The sequence below is a fragment of the Streptomyces sp. DH-12 genome (assembly GCF_002899455.1).
In the GTDB taxonomy this organism is placed as follows: Bacteria; Actinomycetota; Actinomycetes; order Streptomycetales; family Streptomycetaceae; genus Streptomyces.
Window position 1 is genome coordinate 3591107 of the sequence record NZ_PPFB01000001.1, and the last position, 19525, is coordinate 3610631.

General features: G+C 75.0%; 12 protein-coding genes and 1 tRNA gene. 3 read left to right on the top strand and 10 right to left on the bottom strand.

Annotated features, from left to right (window positions below; translation table 11 throughout):
- Nucleotides 1-71: 71 nt before the first annotated feature.
- The gene (locus C1708_RS14965; protein WP_106413148.1) at nt 72-617 is read left to right on the top strand and encodes a hypothetical protein; all 546 of its coding nucleotides are present in this window, start codon (nt 72-74) and stop codon (nt 615-617) included.
- A gap of 168 nt (nt 618-785) precedes the next feature.
- Here C1708_RS14965 and C1708_RS14970 read toward each other — a convergent pair whose 3' ends face one another.
- The gene (locus C1708_RS14970) at nt 786-1907 is read right to left on the bottom strand and encodes a DUF2786 domain-containing protein (RefSeq protein ID WP_106413149.1); all 1122 of its coding nucleotides are present in this window, start codon (nt 1905-1907) and stop codon (nt 786-788) included.
- Between the two features lie 87 nt (nt 1908-1994).
- Here C1708_RS14970 and C1708_RS14975 point away from each other — a divergent pair, with 87 nt between their 5' ends.
- Nucleotides 1995-2756: a Clp protease N-terminal domain-containing protein gene (locus tag C1708_RS14975; protein ID WP_106413150.1), complete on the top strand. Its 762-nt coding sequence runs from the start codon at nt 1995-1997 to the stop codon at nt 2754-2756.
- A 64-nt stretch (nt 2757-2820) separates the two neighbouring features.
- Entirely contained in the window at nt 2821-4512 is a 1692-nt protein-coding gene (locus C1708_RS14980; protein WP_106413151.1) for a bifunctional 3'-5' exonuclease/DNA polymerase, read from the top strand.
- Here C1708_RS14980 and C1708_RS14985 read toward each other — a convergent pair.
- The 9 genes from C1708_RS14985 to C1708_RS15025 all read right to left on the bottom strand — a co-directional run bounded on the left by C1708_RS14985 (nt 4494) and on the right by C1708_RS15025 (nt 19424).
- A complete protein-coding gene (locus C1708_RS14985) occupies nt 4494-6377 on the bottom strand; it encodes an AfsR/SARP family transcriptional regulator (RefSeq protein WP_106413152.1) in 1884 nt (627 codons plus the stop codon). The genes C1708_RS14980 and C1708_RS14985 overlap by 19 nt on opposite strands.
- Nucleotides 6378-6687: 310 nt before the next feature.
- Nucleotides 6688-7518 carry an RNA methyltransferase gene (locus C1708_RS14990; protein WP_106413153.1) on the bottom strand — a complete coding sequence of 277 codons (831 nt, stop codon included), beginning with the start codon at nt 7516-7518 and terminating at the stop codon, nt 6688-6690.
- Nucleotides 7519-7671: 153 nt separating this feature from the next.
- Nucleotides 7672-7745, bottom strand: a tRNA-Thr gene (locus C1708_RS14995).
- A gap of 119 nt (nt 7746-7864) precedes the next feature.
- Nucleotides 7865-9451, bottom strand: coding sequence for an alpha/beta hydrolase (locus C1708_RS15000; RefSeq protein ID WP_106413154.1), 1587 nt, complete (start codon nt 9449-9451; stop codon nt 7865-7867).
- Nucleotides 9452-9541: 90 nt separating this feature from the next.
- Nucleotides 9542-10747, bottom strand: a complete 1206-nt coding sequence (locus tag C1708_RS15005) for a DNA polymerase III subunit delta' (protein WP_106413155.1) — start codon at nt 10745-10747, stop codon at nt 9542-9544.
- Nucleotides 10748-10886: 139 nt separating this feature from the next.
- Nucleotides 10887-14069, bottom strand: coding sequence for a dTMP kinase (gene tmk, locus C1708_RS15010; protein ID WP_106413156.1), 3183 nt, complete (start codon nt 14067-14069; stop codon nt 10887-10889).
- Between the two features lie 134 nt (nt 14070-14203).
- A complete protein-coding gene (gene topA, locus C1708_RS15015; RefSeq protein WP_106413157.1) occupies nt 14204-17056 on the bottom strand; it encodes a type I DNA topoisomerase in 2853 nt (950 codons plus the stop codon).
- Nucleotides 17057-17301: 245 nt separating this feature from the next.
- On the bottom strand, nt 17302-17499 hold the full coding sequence (locus C1708_RS15020) for a hypothetical protein (protein ID WP_106413158.1): 198 nt from the start codon (nt 17497-17499) through the stop codon (nt 17302-17304).
- 404 nt (nt 17500-17903) lie between these two features.
- Nucleotides 17904-19424 carry a DUF7059 domain-containing protein gene (locus C1708_RS15025; protein WP_106413159.1) on the bottom strand — a complete coding sequence of 507 codons (1521 nt, stop codon included), beginning with the start codon at nt 19422-19424 and terminating at the stop codon, nt 17904-17906.
- Between the last annotated feature and the right edge of the window lie 101 nt (nt 19425-19525).

The following is a 19525-nucleotide window of genomic DNA, read 5'->3' on the forward strand; positions in this document are numbered from 1 at the left end:
CGCGGTGCGGTTCCTGTTAGCTGGCAGCGGTCGTCCGGCCGTCCGGGCCGGCAACAGGGAGGGGGCCAGCAGTGGCTTCGGAGGCTTCGGCGGGCCGGGTCGGTCCGGCGACACGGGGAGGGCGTTCCCGGCGGGTTCGCCGGGCGGCAGCGGCGGCCGGTCTGGCCGGTGCGCTCACGCTGACGGCGTGCGGCGACGGCGACGGCGGCTCGGACGACTCCGCGGCCACGCCCACGCCGTCCGCCACACGGACGGCGGACTCCGGCGGCGGCACGGGCGGCTCCGGCGCGACCGGCGCACCGGCCGGCGATCTCCAGGGCAGCTGGCTCACCACCGCGGACGGCAAGGCCGTGGTGCTGATGGTCAACGGCGGGGAGGCGGCCCTGTTCGCCACCGGCGGCACCATGTGCAGCGGCACGGCGGAGGACGACGACGGCGGAACGATCAGCCTCACGTGCCCGGCGGGCGACGGGGACCGCACGAAGGGCACGGTCGAGTCGGTCGACGCGACCTCCCTCACGGTCGCGTGGGAGGGCCCGGCCGGCACGGAGACCTACACGAAGGCGGAGGGCGGCTCACTGCCGCCGGGGCTGCCCACGGAGGGGGTGGAGCCGTAGGGGGCGTCGCCCCTCGCCCGGGGCGGGCGCGGCCTGCCGCCGCCCGCGGGCAGTCCCCTCGGGACACGCGCCGCCCGCGGGCAGTCACGCCCCGGGACGCACGCCGTCCCCGGCGGTCACCCCGGCACACGCGCCGCCCGGGCAGCGGCGTTCACCGGGCGCGGCGCGTCAGGGCAGCCGCGTCCGCCCCCGCACCTGCGCCTCGTCGGCCGCGCGGGCGCCCTCCTCCCAGCCGGCCGCGTCGCTCACCCCGCGCAGGCGCGTGGTGGTCGTGTCCGGGAACAGCCGGTCCGTCCGTTCGGTGACCGCGACCTCCCGGGAGGCGAGGACCGGGAGCAGGTCGTCGCTCACCGGCGCTTCGGCGGCGGCCGCGAGCCGCGCCCCGACGCGGTGCGCGTAGGCGGCGAGGAAGGACTGCCGGAAGGTCCTGGTGCGCTTGCGCCCACCCGCCCGCTGCGCGGCCTCCGCCTTGGTCATGGCGGTGGTCGCCTGCACCAGCAGCGAGGTGTGGAGCAGCTCGACCGCCTCCAGGTCGGGCGCGAAACCGACCACCGTGGAGAAGCCGAACGGCTCGTTCCACACCGCCCGGCAGCGGTTCGCCGAGGCGACCGCGTCCAGCAGCACCGCCTTGGCCTGCTCGTACGGCGGGTCGACGCCGATCCGGCAGGCGTCGGGCCCCTCCGCGGCGGGCGCACGCGCGGCGAGCAGCGCCTCGTCGACGCTGTGCCGCGCCATCAGCTCCTGCGCCTTGGCGCTCAGCGCCTCCGCCTCCTCCGGGAACCCCGTCGCCTCCGCCTTCGCCAGCAGCGCCCGGATGCGGCCGAGCAGGCGCGACTCCGGCCGCCGCTCCCGTCCGGCGACGGGCGCCGTCACCTCGTCGAGGGGTTCCAGCGCGGGCAGCCGCAGCAGCAGCCGGTACAGCTCCAACGTGACGGTGGCCTGCGAGAACCGCTCGCCGCGCGGGGCGGGACCGGACGTCGGCAACTCGTCGATCTGGGCCCTCCAGCGCGGCCCGCGCGGCCGGCCGTCGCGCTCCGCCTGGGCCCGGATCAGCGAGGCGGCCAGGCGTACGTGCGCCTCGTCCAGTTCCCGGCGCACCACCCGTACGACGTCGGCGGGCTGCCAGCCGCGCTGCCAGGCGGCCGCCACGAAGTCCTCGCCGCGCCGGGCGAGTTCGGCGTCCGCCGTCGGGTCGGCGGCGAGCAGGGAGGCGCCCGTGTCGAGGGTGCCGTCACCCGTGTCGTAGAGGGCGGCGCGGAAGGCGCGGTCGATGGTGCCGGACGTACTCACAGGACCGATCGTGCCACGCCGCGGCCCGTCACCCACAAGTGTCAACCACGGGTTGACACCCTCACACTGTCAACTTACGGTTGACACATGACGACGAACCCCGCCATCAAGTCATCCGTCCGTCTCGACGACCTCATCGCGGCCATCAAGAAGGTCCACGACGAACCGCTCGAACAGCTCCAGGACGCGGTGCTCGCCGGCGAGCACCTCGGCGACGTCGCCGACCACCTGATCGGCCACTTCGTCGACCAGGCCCGGCGTTCCGGCGCCTCCTGGACGGACATCGGCAAGAGCATGGGCGTCACCCGGCAGGCCGCCCAGAAGCGCTTCGTCCCCCAGGGGGGCAACGACCTCGACCCGAACCAGGGCTTCAACCGCTTCACGCCCCGTGCCCGCAACACGGTCATGGCCGCGCACAACGAGGCGCAGGCCGCCCGCAACGCCGAGGGCGTTCCCGAGCACCTGGTCCTCGGCCTGCTGGCCGAACCGCAGGGCCTGGCCGTCATGGCGGTCACCGAGCAGGGCGTCACCGTGGACGCGGTCCGCGAGGCCGCGCGCGCGGCGCTCCCGCCCGCCGTCGAGGACGCCCCGGAGATGGTGCCGTACGGCTCGGCGGCCAAGAAGGTCCTGGAACTGACCTTCCGCGAGGCGCTGCGTCTCGGCCACAACTACATCGGCACCGAGCACATCCTGCTCGCCCTCCTCGAGCACGAGAACGGCACGGGCGTGCTCAGCGGCCTCGGCGTCACCAAGGCCGCCACCGAGCGGTACGTGACCGACATGCTCGCGCGGTACGTCGAGACGAACACGGGGGACGAGCCGGCGCAGGAGGGACCGCGGGAGGGCTGATCCGCACCCCGGACCGACCCCTCTCGCCAGGCCGTTGTCGGACCCCCCTGGGACACTCGCGTGCATGACCGGCCGGTGGGCGCTCGCTCCAGCCGAGGACGGTGGCGTGGACGTCGCCCCCCTCGGCCCGGACGGGCTGCCCTCCGGCCCGGTGCGGCGCGAGGCGGACCTCGCCGAGGCCGTACGGAGCCGTCCGGGCGTCACCCGGTGGGTGTGGCGGTCCACCGCCGAGGTCTACCCGCGTCTGCTCGCCACGGGGGTGCGGGTGGAGCGCGCGTACGACGTCGAGGCCGCCGAGACCCTGCTCCTCGGCCACGAGGGGCGGTACGGGGAGCCGCGTTCGGCCGCGGCCGCGCTGGCCCGGCTGCGCGGCGGTCCCGTGCCGCCCGACCCGCCGCAGCGGCACGCGCAGCCGGGCGCGCAGTCCTCGCTGTTCGACCCGCAGGCGGCGCCGCTGCCGCTGGCCGACCTGCTCGCGGTCTACGCCGGGCAGCAGCGGCGCACCGACGCCACCGCGCACCCCGACCGGATGCGGCTGCTGACCGCCGCCGAGTCGGCGGGCATGCTGATCGCCGCCGAGATGAACCGCACGGGGCTGCCCTGGCGGGCGGACGTGCACCGCGCGGTGCTGCACGACCTGCTCGGCGAGCGCTACGCGGGCGGCGGCGAGCCGCGCCGGCTGGCCGAGCTGGCGGAGGAGGTGTCCGCCGCCTTCGGCCGCCGGGTGCGGCCCGACCTGCCGGCCGACGTGATCAAGGCGTTCGCGCAGGCGGGCGTCAAGGTGACCTCGACCCGCCGCTGGGAGCTGCGGTCGGTCGACCACCCGGCGGTGAAGCCGCTCCTGGAGTACAAGAAGCTGTACCGGATCTGGGTGGCCCACGGCTGGTCCTGGCTGCAGGACTGGGTGCGCGACGGCCGCTTCCGGCCGGAGTTCCTCGCGGGCGGCACGGTGACCGGCCGCTGGGTCACCCACGGCGGGGGCGCGCTGCAGATCCCCAAGGTGATCCGCCGCGCGGCGGTCGCCGACCCCGGCTGGCGGCTCGTCGTCGCCGACGCCGACCAGATGGAACCGCGCGTCCTGGCGGCGATCTCCCGCGACCCCGCACTGATGGAGGTGGCCGGCCGGGAGAGCGACCTCTACCAGGCGGTGTCCGAGCGCGCCTTCTCCGGCGACCGCGACCGCGCCAAGATCGCCGTCCTCGGCGCGGTGTACGGGCAGACCTCCGGGGACGGCCTGAAGAACCTCGCCGCGCTGCGCCGCCGCTTCCCCAGGGCCGTGGCGTACGTCGACGAGGCGGCCCGCGCGGGCGAGGAGGGCCGGCTGGTCCGCACCTGGCTGGGCCGCACCTGCCCGCCGGCCGTCCGTCCGGCGGACGAGGCGGCCGAGGAGGCGGGCATCCCGGTCGCCCAGGACGAGCCGGACCCCGAGACCCGCCCGTGGGGCCCCGGCCACGCCTCGACCGACGCCCGCGCCCGCGGCCGCTTCGCCCGCAACTTCGTGGTGCAGGGCAGCGCGGCCGACTGGGCGCTGCTGCTGCTCGCCGGACTGCGCCAGACCCTGGCCGGCATGGCGGCGGAGCTGGTCTTCTTCCAGCACGACGAGGTGATCGTGCACTGTCCCGAGGAGGAGGCGGAAGCGGTGACGGCGGCGGTCCGGAGGGCCGCCGAGCGGGCGGGGCGGATCGCGTTCGGGGAGACGCCGGTGCGGTTCCCGTTCACCACGGCGGTGGTGGAGTGCTACGCCGACGCGAAGTGACACCCCGGCGGCGGGAGCGCGCGGGACTCCGCCGCCCGCTCCCGGGCGAGATCCCGGACGAGGTCGTACGGCTCGAAGCGCCCGTACGCGGTCTCCTCCAGCAGGGCCGCGTCGACCAGCCGCTCCAGCGCCGCCTCGGCCCGCGCCTCGCCGACACCGGTGAGCCGGGCCAGCGACGGGGCGTCGCAGGAGGGCAGGTCGAGGGCGCCGATGTGCCGCAGGGCGAGCGCGGCGTCCTGGTCGGCCCGGCGCCCGGAGGCGGTGAGCGCGTCGAAGGCGGCGCCCAGTGAGCGGCGGACGCTGAGGTCGTCGTAGTCGAGGAGGTCCAGCCTGCTGTCCGCGGCGGCGAGCCGGGCGGCGAGCGCGTCGGGGGTGAGGGCCCGGCGGGCGGCGAGCCGGGCCGCGACCACCCGCAGCGCCAGCGGGAGCCGCCCGCTGAGCGCGACCAGCGGATGCCGGGCGGAGATCCCGTCCCGCCCGGACGCGGCCCGCAGCAGCGCGGCGCTCTCCTCGTCGCCCAACGGCCCGAGCGGGACGCGTGCGGCGCCGTCGAGGGCGGTGAGGGGCGACCGGCTGGTGACGATCACGGCGCACCCGGGACCGGCGGGCAGCAACGGCCGTACCTGCGCGGCGCTCGCGGCGTCGTCCAGCACGAGGAGGGTGCGGGTGGGCGCGAGCAGGGACCGCAGCAACGCGGAGGCGGCGCCGGGGTGTTCGGGGATGTCGTGGGAGGGGACGCCGAGGTCGCGGAGGAGCGCGGTGAGGGCCTGCCCGGCGGTGAGGGGGGCCGAACCGATTCCCGTGCCGCGCAGACCGAGGTACAGCTGCCCCCCGCTGAAACGTTCCGCCAGACCGTGCGCGACGTGCAGCGCGAGGGCGCTCTTGCCGACGCCGGCGGTCCCGCTGATGACGACGGCGCCGGGCACGCCCGCACCGGAGACCACCCGGGCGACGTCCTCCCGCACGCGGTCCCTCCCCACGAAAGGGGCGGGCGCGGGCGGAAGCTGAGCGGGCCGCACCCGCCCGGAGACGTCCCCCGGCCCCCCGTCCGTCCGCACCCCGCTCCCGCGCAGCACCTCCACATGGGCCTCGCGCACGGACTGCCCCGGCTCGACGCCGAGTTCGTCGGCGAGCCGGGCCCGCAGGTCGCGGTGGACGACGAGGGCCTCCGCCTGGCGGCCGGTGCGGTGCAGGGCGAGCATGAGCTGGCGGTGGTAGACCTCACGCAGCGGGTGCTCGGCGGCCAGGGCGGCGAGCTCGGGCACGAGATCGTCGAGGCGGTCGCCGCCCAGCGCGAGTTCGGCGTCGTACCGCCACTCCAGGAGGAGCAGCCGCGCCTCTTCGAGCCGGCGGACGAGGGCGTACCCGCCCACCTCGGGGGCCGGCCCGCCCAGCGGACTCCCCCGCCACAGCCCGAGCGCGGCCCCGCACGCCCGCCGCACCCGCTCCCAGTCGCCCTCGGCGCGGGCGGCACGGGCGGCGGCGACCTGGCTGTCGAAGACCTGGACGTCCAGTTCACCCTCGTCGACGCGGAGGACGTACCCCGTGGGCACGGTGAGGAGCCGGCCGGGGTCGTCGAGGAGGCGGCGCAGACGGGCGACGTGGTTGTGCAGCGAGGGCAGGGCGGAGACGGGCGGGGCACCGCCCCACAGGGCCTCCTTCAACGCCTCGACGGAGACGACCCGCCCGGCGTCGAGCAGCAGCACGGCGAGGAGAGTGCGCAGCTTGGGGCTGGTCACGGCGCGCACGGGGGCGTCACCCGGCCGGCCGGGCGGCTCACCGGGGCCCGGCTCACCGCCGTCCGGCCGGCCGCCGTAGAGGACCGGCGGCCCCAGCAGTCCGAAGCGCAGCCCGCGCCGTGTCACGCCGCACCCCTGCCTTCCGGGTGACCGAACGGGATTCCATTGGCCTTATGTTAGCCATCCGTTGGCAAGGTTTGATGTGATCACTACATCGGATCCGGCCAGGGGGTGCGCGCGCGTCGCGCAACTCGGGGGAGTGTCGCCGCCGTGCCCGATCCGCCCCACGAGGACCCCCGGTCGCCAGAGGTGAACGACCGGGGCCTCGGTCTTCTCGGTCCACGCACCCGGTCACCGGGACACGCCGTCACCCGCCCGTGCCCGGCGGCCCGCGAGGGAGCAGTCAGCGGCGAGGCCCGGACGTGACCTCGGCAGGTCACGCTGTGCGCTGCTTCGCCAGACGCTGGCGGCGGGCCTCGTAGAGAACGACGGAGGCCGCGTTCGACGCGTTCAGGGAGCTGGCCGAACCCGTCATCGGAATGCTGACCACCTGGTCGCAGAGCTCTCGCCAGGCCGCGCTGAGGCCCGCGGTCTCGTTACCGATGAGCAGCAGGACCGGCTGGGTCAGATCGAACTCCGAGACATCGGCGTCACCGTCCTCGTCCGTGCCCACGACGACGACCGGCCGCCCCTGGGCGCGCTCCTTCTCCAGCCACTCCATGACCTCGTGGTGCGACCGGCTCCGCACCACGGGCACGGAGAAGAGGGAACCCGTGGAGGCGCGCACCGACTTGGGGTCGTACGGGTCCGCCGCGTGTCCCGTCACGACGAGTCCGTGCGCGCCGAAGGCGTCCGCCGATCGCACGATGCTGCCGATGTTGCCGGGCTGCGTCGGCCGGTCGAAGACCAGACCGAGGAAGTCGTCGCGCACCTCGATCCGGGACAGGCTGTCCGGCGCCATCTCGACCACGGCCAGGACCTCCGCGGTCCCGTCGGCCTTCTCGCTCAGCTCGGCGAGCAGCTCCGGCGCCATCGCGACGCGCTCAGCGCCGACACCGCGCAGGAGGTCCTCGGCCCACCGGGAGAGCGGACGGCCGACGTCGTGGAGCAGGGACCGAACGGTCCAGCCGTGCTCCACGGCCATCGTGATCGGCCGTACGCCCTGAACGAGGAACTCCTTCGCACGCCCTCGTTTGGTGCGGTTGTCGAGCAGCGTCCGCAGCTGCTGGAAACGGGCGTTGCGGGTCGTGATCCGCTGCACTGCCACCCGTCCTCCAAGCCGAAGATGATCGTCGCGCCCCCAGCCGTCCGGGCGGGACACGACACCGGGCACCCAGCAGGCTACAGGGGCTGGACCGCAGCCACTCCCCCGTACCACGAAAAGGACCAGGTCAGACGGTTCTGACCTGGTCCTGGAAAGAGCCGCCTTCGGGATTCGAACCCGAGACCTACGCATTACGAGTGCGTTGCTCTGGCCATCTGAGCTAAGGCGGCGCGCCCTGCGCACCATGGTGCGATCAGCGACGTCGGTAAGTCTACACAGTTTCCGAGGGTGCTCCGTACCGCCCCCGGAGGCGGGGCGGGGCCATTGCCTCCGGGGGTGGCCGTACCGCCTACGAGCAGCGCTTTCCGTCCGCCGGAGGGGTGCCGTCGATCAGGTACGCGTTGATCGCGGAGTCGATGCAGGAACTGCCGCGGCCGTACGCGGTGTGGCCGTCGCCGTCGTAGGTGAGGAGGCGGGCCGAGGAGAGCTGGCCGGCCAGGGCCTGCGCCCAGCGGTACGGGGTCGCCGGGTCCCGGGTCGTGCCGACGACCACGATCGGCGCCGCGCCCTTCGCCTCGATGCGCTGCGCCTCTCCCGTGGCCCGCACCGGCCAGTAGGCGCAGTTCAGCGCGGCCCAGGCGAGGCCCTCTCCGAAGACCGGGGACGCCTTCTCGAAGTCGGGGAGCGCCTTGCGGACCTGCTCCGGGCTCTCGAAGGCGGGCGGCAGGTCGAGGCAGTTCACGGCCGCGTTGGCGGACATCAGGTTGCTGTACGCGCCGCCCGCGTCCCGCTCGTAGTAGCTGTCGGACAGGACGAGCAGCCCCGCTCCGTCCTTCTCCTCCATCGCCGCCGTCAGCGCCTCGCGCAGCCGCTGCCAGGCCGCCTCGTCGTACATCGCGGCGATCACGCCCATCGTCGCCAGCGACTCGGTCAGCTCGCGGCCGTCGGCGTCGCCGGCGGGCAGCGGGCGGGCGTCGAGCCCTTCGAAGAACGCCTTCAGGTTCTCGCCGACCTGCTCCGGCGACGTGCCCTTCCCGCCCAGCGGGCAGTCGCTCCGCCGCACGCAGTCCTTCGCGAACGCCGTGAACGCCGTGGCGAAGCCCTTCGTCTGCTCCAGGTTGAGCCGGCGCGCGCTCAGCGACGGGTCCATCGCGCCGTCCAGCACCAGCCGCCCGGTCCGCTCCGGGAACAGCCCCGCGTACGTCGCGCCCAGCAGGGTGCCGTACGAGGCGCCCACGTACGTCAGCTTCTCGTCGCCCAGCACCGCGCGCACGATGTCCATGTCCCGGGCCGCCTCGACGGTCGACACATGGCGCAGCAGCTCCGGCGCGTCCGCCCCGCAGCCCTCGGCGAACGTCCGGTACGCCGCGACCAGCGCCTCGGTCTCCTTCTCGTCGTCCGGCGTGGTGTCCGTGCGGGTGTACGCGTCCATCTCGCGCCCGTCCAGGCACTCGACGGGCTCGCTGCGGGCCACGCCGCGCGGGTCGACGGCCACCATGTCGTAGCGGGCGCGCACCTCGGCCGGGTAGCCGATGCCCGCGTACATCTGGAGGTAGCCGACCGCCGAGCCGCCCGGCCCGCCGGGGTTGACCAGCAGGGAGCCGAGCCGCTCGCCGGGGCCGGTGGCCTTCTTGCGGGCGACGGCGAGACGGACGTCCCCCGCGGACGGTTCGGCGTAGTCGAGCGGCGCCCTGACCGTGGCGCACTGGAACTCGGGGACGCCGCAGTCGCGCCACGCCGGTTCCTGTTCGTAGTACGGAGCGAGGGCCGCGGGCGTCGAGCCGGGCAGCGGGGCGAGGGCCGCGGCCGCTCCCGCCACCGGCGAGGTGGCCCTGCTCGTCGAGCTCCCGGAGGAGCAGCCCGCCAGCAACAGCGCGGCCGCCGTGAACAGGGCGGCTGCGGTACGGGTCCTGCGTGGGGTGCGCCTTGTGTGCATGCTGCGAGCGTAACCGTGAGCGACCGGGCGAACGCTCTGCGCACACGCCGTGCCCCGGACGAGTGACGGCCGCCCGTCGGCGAGCCCCGCTCAGCCCGCCCTGAGCGCCATCGTCATCGCCTCCACCGCCAGCAGGGGCGCCACGTTGCGGTCCAGGGCCTCGCCGCAGGCCGCGATCGCCTCGATCCGGCGCAGCGTGGACTCGGGGGTGCTGCCGCGGGCCAGGCGCTCCAGCGCGTCCTCGGCGTCCGTGTTGGCGAGGGCGATGCGGGAGCCGAGCTGCAGGGCGAGGACGTCGCGGTAGAAGCTGGTGAGGTCGGCCAGGGCGACGTCGAGACTGTCGCGCTGGGTGCGGGTCCTGCGCCGCTTCTGCATGTCCTCCAGGTCCTTGACCGCGCCCGCCGTGCCGCGCGGGAGGCGGCCGCCCTGGGCCGCGCCGAGCGCCGCCTTCAGGTCCTCGGTCTCCTTGCCGTCCCGCTCCTCGGCGAGCTGCTTGGCGTCCTCGGCGGCCGCGTCGACGAGCTCCTGCGCGGCCCTCAGCGCGCCGCCGACCTCCTCGACGCGCAGCGGCAGCTTCAGCACGGCGGCGCGGCGGGCGCGGGCGGCCGGGTCGGTGGCCAGGCGGCGCGCCCGGTCGACGTGGCCCTGGGTGGCGCGGGCGACGGCGGCGGCGACGTCCGGTGCGATGCCCTCGCGCCGGATCAGCATGTCGGCGACGGCGTCCACCGACGGCGTGCTGAGGTTGAGGTGGCGGCAGCGGGAGCGGATCGTCGGCAGGACGTCCTCGATGGAGGGGGCGCACAGCAGCCAGACCGTGCGGGGCGCCGGCTCCTCGACGGCCTTGAGGACGGCGTTGGCGGACTTCTCGTTGAGCCGCTCGGCGTCCTCGACGAGGATCACCTGCCAGCGGCCGTTCGCCGGGGCGGTGAACGACTTGCGGACGGTGTCGCGCATGTCCTTGACCAGGATCTCCGCGCCGACGGCGGCCACCGTCGAGACATCGGCGTGGGTGCCGACGAGCGCGGTGTGGCAGCCGTCGCAGAAGCCGCAGCCGGGGGCGCCGCCGAGGGCCCGGTCGGGGCTGACGCACTGGAGCGCGGCGGCGAAGGCGCGCGCCGCCTGGTTGCGGCCCGCGCCGGGCGGGCCCGTGAACAGCCACGCGTGCGTCATGCGGGACGCCTCGGGCGGGGGCGCGTCGCTCGCCGCGGCGGTGACGGACGCGTCGGCGTCCCGGGCGGCGGCGGCGAGCTGTTCGCTCACCCGCTCCTGCCCGACGAGGTCGTCCCACACGGTCATGGGTCAGCCCGCCCTTCCGTCACCGTCGTGCCTTGCCGGATCCATTGTGCGGGTCCGCACCGACACCCCGGTCCCGGCCGTCCGGCACACGCCGTGCCGGGCGTGCCCGAAGGCCCGCCCGGCACGCGGCACCGGCCCCTCAGCGCCGACGCCGCCGCCCGCCGTCGCCGCGGCCCTCGTCGTCGCCGTGGTCGTCCTCGTGCGGGCCGAGCAGCTCGTCGGCCAGCGACGGCAGGTCGTCCAGCGGGGTCTCCTCCGCCCAGTCGGGACGCTCCCGGCGGCGCGGGGCGCTCCCGGCGTCGACCTGCGGCAGCTCACGCGTACGGTCCTCAGGGTCCTCCGCGCCGCCCGCGGGGCCGGGCTCCCCCGCGCGCACCGGGGGCAGCACCGCCGTCTCGTCGGCGGCGCCCGGCGTGACCCGGGGCAGGACCGCCGTCTCGTCCGCCGCGCCGGGCGCCTGCGGCCTGGGCAGCTCGGTCGTCACCTCGGCGTCGGCCGGGACCGGGCGGTCCGCGTCGCGTGCGCCGTCCTCGTCCCGCACCCGTGGCAGGACGGCCGTCTCGTCCACCGGTCCGCCCGTCGCGTTCGTCGGCGTCACCACCGGCGTCGGCACGGTCAGCGCCTCGTCGGCGTCCCGGCCCGCGGCGGGCCGGGCCGGGGCGGGCCGGGCCGGGGCGTCGGACGGCGTCACCGTGTTCCGCGGTCCCGCCTCCACCGCGGCCGCCGCGCGCTCGGCGAGCTGACGGGCCTGCTCCGCGCGCAGCAGGGCCTCCTCGGCCTTGCGCTGCTTCTCCAGGCGCTGCGCCTCGGCCTCGGCACGCAGCCGCGCCTCCTCCTCCGCCTGCTTGCGGCGGCGCTCCTCCTCGGCCTTGCGGCGTGCCTCCTCCTCGGCGCGCGCCTTCTCCTCGGCGAGCAGCCGCTGACGCTCCTCCTCGGCACGGCGGCGCGCTTCCTCGGCCCGCTGCCGGGCCTCCTCCGCCTGCCGCTCGGCCTCGCGCCGCTGCGCCTCCTCCAGCTCGCGCCGCTTGCGCTCCTCCTCCTCGGCGCGCAGCCGGGCGAGCAGCTCCTGGCGCTCCCGCTCCAGGCGCTCCTCCTCGGCCTTGCGGGCCGCCTCCTCCTCCGCCTTGCGGCGGGCCTCCTCCTCGGCCTTGCGGCGCGCCTCCTCGCGCGCGGCGATCTCGGCCTCGGACAGCGGCAGGACGCGGTCGAGCCGGTGCCGGATGACCGTGGTGACGGCCTCCGGCTCCTGGCCGGCGTCGACCACCAGGTAGCGGCCGGGGTCGGCGGCGGCCAGGGTGAGGAAACCGGAGCGCACGCGCGCGTGGAACTCCGCGGGCTCCGACTCCAGCCGGTCCGGCGCCTCGGTGAACCGTTCCCGCGCGGTCTCCGGCTCCACGTCGAGCAGCACCGTCAGGTTCGGTACGAGTCCGGCGGTGGCCCAGCGGTTGATGCGGGCGATCTCGGTCGGCGACAGGTCCCGCCCGGCGCCCTGGTAGGCGACGGAGGAGTCGATGTAGCGGTCGCTGATGACCACCGCGCCGCGTTCCAGCGCCGGGCGCACCACGGTGTCCACGTGCTCCGCGCGGTCCGCCGCGTACAGCAGGGCCTCGGCGCGGTGCGAGAGGCCGGCGCTGGAGACGTCCAGCAGGATCGAGCGCAGCCGCTTGCCGACCGGGGTCGCCCCGGGCTCGCGGGTGAGGACGACCTCGTGGCCCTTGGAGCGGATCCAGTCGGCGAGGGCCTCGGCCTGGGTGGACTTCCCGGCGCCGTCGCCGCCCTCCAGGGCGATGAAGAAGCCGGAGCCCGCGGGCGCGGGGCCGGGGTCGTCGCCGCCGAGGAGGGCGTCCCGCAGGTCCTGCCGCAGCGGCACCCCGGAGCGGTCGTCGACCTTGGCCAGCACCAGCGCGGCGACCGGCAGCAGCAGGGCGCCGACGAGCATGAGCGTGTAGGCGGCGCCGCCGTGCGCGAAGACGAACCTGCCGTTCTCCAGGCGGTGCGGGCCGATCGCCGACGCCAGCACGGGGGCGACGACCGCGCCGAGCCCCACGTACACCCGGACGACCGCGTGCAGGTGCTCGGTGGTCCGGGCCCGGCGCTGCTCCTCGGTCTCCTGGTCGAGCAGGGTGTGGGCGATGTTGGCGGCCGTGCCCGCGCCGGCGCCGGCCAGCGCCAGGATCAGCAGCACGCTGGTGACGTCCGGGACGAGTCCCGCGGCGAGCAGCGCGGCACCCGTGAAGGCGAGGGCGAGGGCGAGCATCCGGCGCCGGGACAGCGACGGCAGCAGGGCGGGCGCCGTGCGGATGCCGACGACCACGCCGCCGGTGAGCGCGCCCGCCATCAGGCCGAACAGCACGGGTCCGCCGCCCAGGTCCTTGGCGTGCAGCACCGACACGGCGACGGCGGCCGCCACCGCGCCGGCCACGGACGCGCCGGAGATCACCAGCAGCGGCAGCGCGCCCGTACGGCCCTTGTCGGGTCCGGCGGCGCCCCGCGGGGGGCGCAGGCCCTCCAGCGGCGAACGCGGGCGGGGCGTGCGGGTGCCGGGCAGCTCGAGGAAGGCGACGACGGACAGCGACGCGGCGAACAGTCCGGCCGCGACGTACGAGGCGAGGGCCGCCTGGTGCTCCGCGAACCACTCGATGCCCGTGCCCAGCAGGTTGTTGCACAGGGCGGCGACGACGAGCGTGAGGGCGGCGAGCGGTATCGCCACGAAGCCGGTGCGCAGCGACAGGAGGCGCAGGGCGTCGAGGTGGTCGGGCAGCGGCCGGATGCTGGCCCCCTCGGGCGGCGGTCCGGGCAGCAGGGCGGGCGCGGCGCCTTCACGGGACACTGTCCAGAAACGCTCGGCGACTCCCGCCACGAACGCGGTCACGAGGAGGATCGCCAGGGCGTTCTCGGGTGTCCAGTCGATCCACAGCGGCGCGACGATCAGCAGCGCGGCGCGCAGTCCGTCCGCGCCGACCATGGTCCAGCGGCGGTCCAGCGGCCCGTCCTGCGAGGTGAGCGACGTGAGCGGACCGAGGAGCACGGCGCCGAACAGCAGTGTCGCCAGGATGCGCACGCCGAAAACGGTCGCCACTGCGAACGCCGCTCCGCGGTACCCGCCGCCGAACGCCTGCTCGGCGACCGACGCCTGGAGGACGAGGAGCACCAGCACGAGGAGGGCGAGGACGTCACCGACCCCGCCCACCAGCTGTGCGCTCCACAGCCGTTTCACCTGCGGTCGGCGCAGCAGGGCGCGGACGGCACGCTCGCGGGAGTCCGCGACAAGGGCGTCGTCGGGGGCCGGTTGAGGGGCCGTGGGCTGCTCGGCTCGCGTCATGCGTTCAGCCTATCGGCCCGCGGCGGCGCCCCGGGGCCGACGCGCCTGGCATGCACACGCCCCGGCACGGAACCGTACCGGGGCGTTCGCATTCCGAACGCCGGGCGGGGAAGCCCGGCGTCACCGGACGGTGATCAGTCCTCCGGGCCGTTCGCCGCGGCCGTCCTCCCGGCGGCGGTCTTCTTCGCCGTCGTCTTCTTGGCGGCCGTGGTCTTCTTCGCCGCGGTCGTCTTCTTCGCCGCCGTCTTCTTCGCCGGGGCCTTCTTGGCCGCCGTCTTCTTGGCGGTCTTCTTGGCGGGTCCCTTGGCGCGCTTCTCGGCCAGCAGCTCGAACCCGCGCTCCGGCGTGATCGTCTCCACGCTGTCGCCCGAGCGCAGCGTCGCGTTGGTCTCGCCGTCGGTGACGTACGGGCCGAAGCGGCCGTCCTTCACCACGACCGGCTTCTCGCTGACCGGGTCGGTGCCCAGCTCCTTCAGCGGCGGCTTGGCCGCGGCCCGGCCACGCTGCTTGGGCTGGGCGTAGATCGCCTGCGCCTCCTCCAGCGTGATGGTGAAGAGCTGGCCCTCCGACTGCAGCGACCGCGAGTCCGTGCCCTTCTTCAGGTACGGACCGTAGCGGCCGTTCTGCGCGGTGATCTCCTGACCGTCGGTGTCCACCCCGACCACACGCGGCAGCGACATCAGCCTCAGCGCGTCCTCGAGCGTCACCGTGTCCAGGGACATCGACTTGAAGAGCGAGGCGGTGCGCGGCTTGACCGCGTTCTTGCCGGTCTTCGGGGTGCCCTCGGGCAGGATCTCCGTGACGTAGGGGCCGTAGCGGCCGTCCTTGGCGACGATCGTGTGCCCGGTCGCCGGGTCGGTGCCCAGCTCGAAGTCGCCGCTCGGCTTGGCGAGCAGCTCCTCGGCCAGCTCGACGGTCAGCTCGTCGGGCGCCAGGTCGGCCGGGATGTCGGCGCGCTGGTGCTGCTCGGTGTCCTTCTCGCCGCGCTCGATGTACGGGCCGTAGCGCCCCACCCGCAGCACGATGCCGTTGCCCACCGGGAACGACGACACCTCGCGCGCGTCGATGGCGCCCAGGTCGGTCACCAGCTCCTTGAGGCCGCCGAGGTGGTCCCCGTCGCCGTTGCCCGCGTCGGCCGCGCCGCCGTTGCCCGCGCCCTCGCCGAAGTAGAACCGCTTCAGCCACGGCACGGCACGGGCCTCGCCGCGCGCGATGCGGTCGAGGTCGTCCTCCATCTTCGCGGTGAAGTCGTAGTCGACCAGCCGGCCGAAGTGCTTCTCCAGCAGGTTGACCACGGCGAAGGAGAGGAACGACGGCACCAGGGCCGTGCCCTTCTTGAACACGTAGCCGCGGTCGAGGATCGTGCCGATGATCGACGCGTACGTCGACGGGCGGCCGATCTCCCGCTCCTCCAGCTCCTTGACCAGCGACGCCTCGGTGTAGCGGGCCGGGGGCTTGGTGGCGTGCCCGTCGACCGAGATCTCCTCGGCGCTCAGCGCGTCGCCCTCGGCGACGTGCGGCAGCCGGCGCTCGCGGTCGTCCAGCTCGGCGTTCGGGTCGTCGGCGCCCTCGACGTAGGCCTTGAGGAAGCCGTGGAAGGTGATGGTCTTGCCGGACGCGCTGAACTCGACGTCCCGGCCGTCGGCGGCCGTGCCGCCGATCTTCACGGTGACGGAGTTGCCGGTCGCGTCCTTCATCTGCGAAGCGACGGTCCGCTTCCAGATCAGCTCGTACAGCCTGAACTGGTCGCCGGACAGCCCGGTCTCGGCGGGCGTGCGGAAACGGTCCCCCGAGGGACGGATCGCCTCGTGCGCCTCCTGCGCGTTCTTCACCTTGCCCGCGTAGGTGCGCGGCTGCGGCGGCAGGTAGTCGGCTCCGTACAGCTGCGTGACCTGGGCGCGGGCGGCGGCGACCGCCGTCTCGCTCAGGGTCGTCGAGTCCGTACGCATGTACGTGATGTAGCCGTTCTCGTACAGCTTCTGCGCGACCTGCATGGTGGCCTTGGCGCCGAAGCCGAGCTTGCGGCTCGCCTCCTGCTGCAGCGTCGTCGTACGGAACGGCGCGTACGGCGAGCGGCGGTACGGCTTGGACTCGACCGAGCGGACCGCGAACCGCGTGTCCTCCAGGGCGGCGGCGAGCGCGCGGGCGGTCGCCTCGTCGAGGTGGAGGGTGTTCGCGCTCTTCAGCTGTCCCAGCGAGTCGAAGTCGCGGCCCTGCGCGACCCGGCGTCCGTCGACCGTCTGCAGCCGCGCGACCAGCGTCGACGGGTCGCTCGGGTCACCGGCGCGGCCGGATGGGGGTCCCCCCGCCGGAGCGAAGCCGGAGGTGGGGGAGAAGGTGCCGGTGAGGTCCCAGTACTCGGCGGTGCGGAACGCCATGCGCTCCCGCTCCCGCTCCACCACGAGCCGGGTGGCGACGGACTGCACGCGGCCCGCCGACAGACGCGGCATGACCTTCTTCCACAGGACCGGCGAGACCTCGTAGCCGTAGAGGCGGTCGAGGATGCGGCGGGTCTCCTGGGCGTCGACCAGCTTCTGGTTGAGCTCGCGCGGGTTGGCCACGGCCTCCCGGATCGCGTCCTTGGTGATCTCGTGGAACACCATGCGCTTGACCGGGATCTTCGGCTTGAGCACTTCCTGGAGATGCCACGCGATGGCTTCGCCCTCGCGGTCCTCATCGGTGGCGAGGAAGAGCTCGTCGGACTCCTTCAGCAGGTCCTTGAGCTTCTTGACCTGCGCCTTCTTGTCCGCGTTGACCACATAGATCGGCTGGAAGTCATGGTCGACGTCCACACCGAGACGGCGCACCTCGCCGGTGTACTTCTCCGGTACCTCGGCAGCGCCGTTGGGAAGGTCGCGAATGTGCCCGACGCTCGCCTCGACGATGTAGCCGGGGCCGAGATAGCCCTTGATCGTCTTCGCCTTGGCAGGCGACTCGACGATGACGAGTCGGCGGCCGCCGTTCGCGGTCTCGCTGGTCGGGGACAACTTCGCTCTTCTCTCCGTCGACGCTCGGGCCTCCCCGGGCGCTTCTCCCCGGGGTCGGGTCATGGTGACGCTGCGGAGTGTGACGGTACCTCCCGCCCCCGTGTCAAACGGGAAAAGCCCGCAACGGCCACTCGAACGGTAACCCGACTACCGCCGTTCCTGCTGCCCGGAGTGTCCAGACTCGGCCCGCACTCATGCGGAGCGCGACCCTTCGGTCGCCGGAGGTGCCCGGATCGCGAGGCGGCTCAGAGGCGGGTGAAGCACCAGGCGCCCAGGGCCAGGGAGACCGTCGCGACGGCCCCGGCGACCGTCGTGGACGCGACGCGGTCCACACCGAGGGCGACCGGCCGGCGCTGCCGCGCGCGGGTCACGGTCCAGGCCAGCAAACCGGCACCGAACAGGCAGAACACCGTCCCCGCGAAGATCGCCGGCCCGCTTTCCATCGTCGCCCGCGCCCCCTCTCGTCCGTCCGTACGCCGACCCCGGAGGACGCTGCCACGCCCGTGCGGCGCACCGGCGAACCGGAAGTGAACGACGGGGCTCGGAAGGCCGGCGAAGAGGCCGGAAGCGGGCCCGCGCGGTCCGCCGCCGGAAATTTCCGGTCGAGGGGGACGGCCCGGAGCCGGGCCCGACGCGGGCGTGAAAGATGCGACGGAAGACACAGGGGCGCACGCGTGCGGTCACCGTGCGCCGTGTGACCGGAGGGGCTGGGCGGTCACCGTGCGCCGTGTGACCGGAGGGAGGGGCTGGGCGGTCACCATGCCCCGTGTGACCGGAAAGCCCGGGCGGTCACCATGCCCCGTGTGACGGGAGGGGCGCGCGGGGTCCTCGGCCCCGCGCGGGCCGCTCAGTCCACCGGGTTCAGGAAGCCCTGCTCCACCAGCAGCCGGATCTGGGCCGGCGTGCGGTCGCGCAGCAGGACGGGGTCCTCGCCCAGGAGCTGGGCGATGGCGTCCAGGATCCGGCCCGCGGTCATCGTGCCGTCGCAGACCCCGGCGAACCCGGCGCCGATCGTGTCCACCCTGGTCGCCCGGCGCATCCCCCGGTTCTGCCGCAGCACGACGTGTTCCGGGTCCTCGGCGCCGGGCAGCCCGACCTGCTCCTGCACCACCTCGGGCGCCAGCTCGAACCGCGCCTCCAGCAGCGCCGCGTCGTCGTGCGTCCGCAGGTGGTCCAGCCGTTCGAAGTGCGCCCGGACCGTGTCGCCGAGCGGCTGCTCCACCGGGTGCGGCCACTCCTCCACCGTGACCGACGGCACGGTGGCGTCCGACCGGCGCAGGGTGATCCACCCGAAGCCGACCGCCCTCACCTTGCGCGCCTCGAACTCGTCCAGCCACGCGTCGTAGCGCGCCCGGTACTCCGCCTCGTCCCCGCGGTGGTCGCCCGCGTCCCGCAGCCACAGCTCGGCGTACTGCGTCACGTCCTGCACCTCGCGCTGCACGATCCACGCGTCGCAGCCGCGCGGCACCCAGGAGCGGAGCCGGTCCTGCCAGTCCTCGCCCTCCACGTGCTGCCAGTTGGCGAGGAACTGCGCGAACCCGCCCTCGTTCAGCCGCTCCCCCGCCCGCTGGACGAGCGTGCGGCACAGGTCGTCCCCGCCCATCCCGCCGTCGCGGTAGGTGAGCCGCGCCCCGGGCGAGATCACGAACGGCGGGTTGGACACGATCAGGTCGTACGTCTCGTCGTCCCGCAGCGGGGTGAACAGCGACCCCTCGCGCAGATCGGCGGCCGGGGCCCCGGAGAGCGCCAGGGTGAGCGCGGTGATGTGCAGGGCGCGCGGGTTCACGTCGGTGGCCGTCACGCGCGTGGCGTGCCGGGCGGCGTGCAGCGCCTGGATGCCGGACCCCGTGCCCACGTCGAGCGCCGATCCCACGGGCGTACGGACGGTGATGCCGGCCAGTGTCGTGGACGCGCCGCCGACGCCGAGCACCACCCCCGCGTCCCGGCTGCCGATGCCCCCGGCGCCGCCGACCGCGCACCCGAGGTCCGACACGACGAACCAGTCCTCGCCGTCGGCCCCGCCGTACGGCCGGACGTCCACGGTCGCCGCGAGCGTGTCGCCGCCGGTGCTCCGGAGCCACCCGCTCTCCAGGCACACGTCGACGGGCAGGACGCCGTCCAGGCCCGCGCGGGGCACGGGCTGCTGGAGCAGGAACAGCCGGACGAGCAGTTCCAGCGGGGTGTTCCCGCGGGTGGCGCGGAGCGCGGGCACGGTCTCGCTGCGGGCCAGCGCCGCGTAGGCGGGGGCGCCGAGCAGGTCGAGCAGGCCGTCGGCGGTGAAGGAGGCGCCGAGCAGCGCCTCCCGCAGCCGGGCGGCGGCGTCGGTGCGGTCGGACGAGGGCAGGGGCGGCAGGCTGGCGTCACTCACGCCCCCATTGTGGCCGCCGCCCCCACCCGGCGCGCATCCGCGGCCGCTGAGCCGCCGTCAGCCCGGTGACCGGCGCGCCGGGAATCGCCGTCCGCCCGGCT

Excerpts from the sequence above, each read along its gene's own strand:
- tmk (WP_106413156.1), bottom strand. The coding sequence starts at position 14,069 with ATGACGCGAGCCGAGCAGCCCACGGCCCCTCAACCGGCCCCCGACGAC.
- C1708_RS15020 (WP_106413158.1), bottom strand. The coding sequence starts at position 17,499 with ATGGAAAGCGGGCCGGCGATCTTCGCGGGGACGGTGTTCTGCCTGTTC.
- C1708_RS14975 (WP_106413150.1), top strand. The coding sequence starts at position 1,995 with ATGACGACGAACCCCGCCATCAAGTCATCCGTCCGTCTCGACGACCTC.
- C1708_RS15000 (WP_106413154.1), bottom strand. The coding sequence starts at position 9,451 with ATGCACACAAGGCGCACCCCACGCAGGACCCGTACCGCAGCCGCCCTG.
- C1708_RS15005 (WP_106413155.1), bottom strand. The coding sequence starts at position 10,747 with ATGACCGTGTGGGACGACCTCGTCGGGCAGGAGCGGGTGAGCGAACAG.
- C1708_RS14980 (WP_106413151.1), top strand. The coding sequence starts at position 2,821 with ATGACCGGCCGGTGGGCGCTCGCTCCAGCCGAGGACGGTGGCGTGGAC.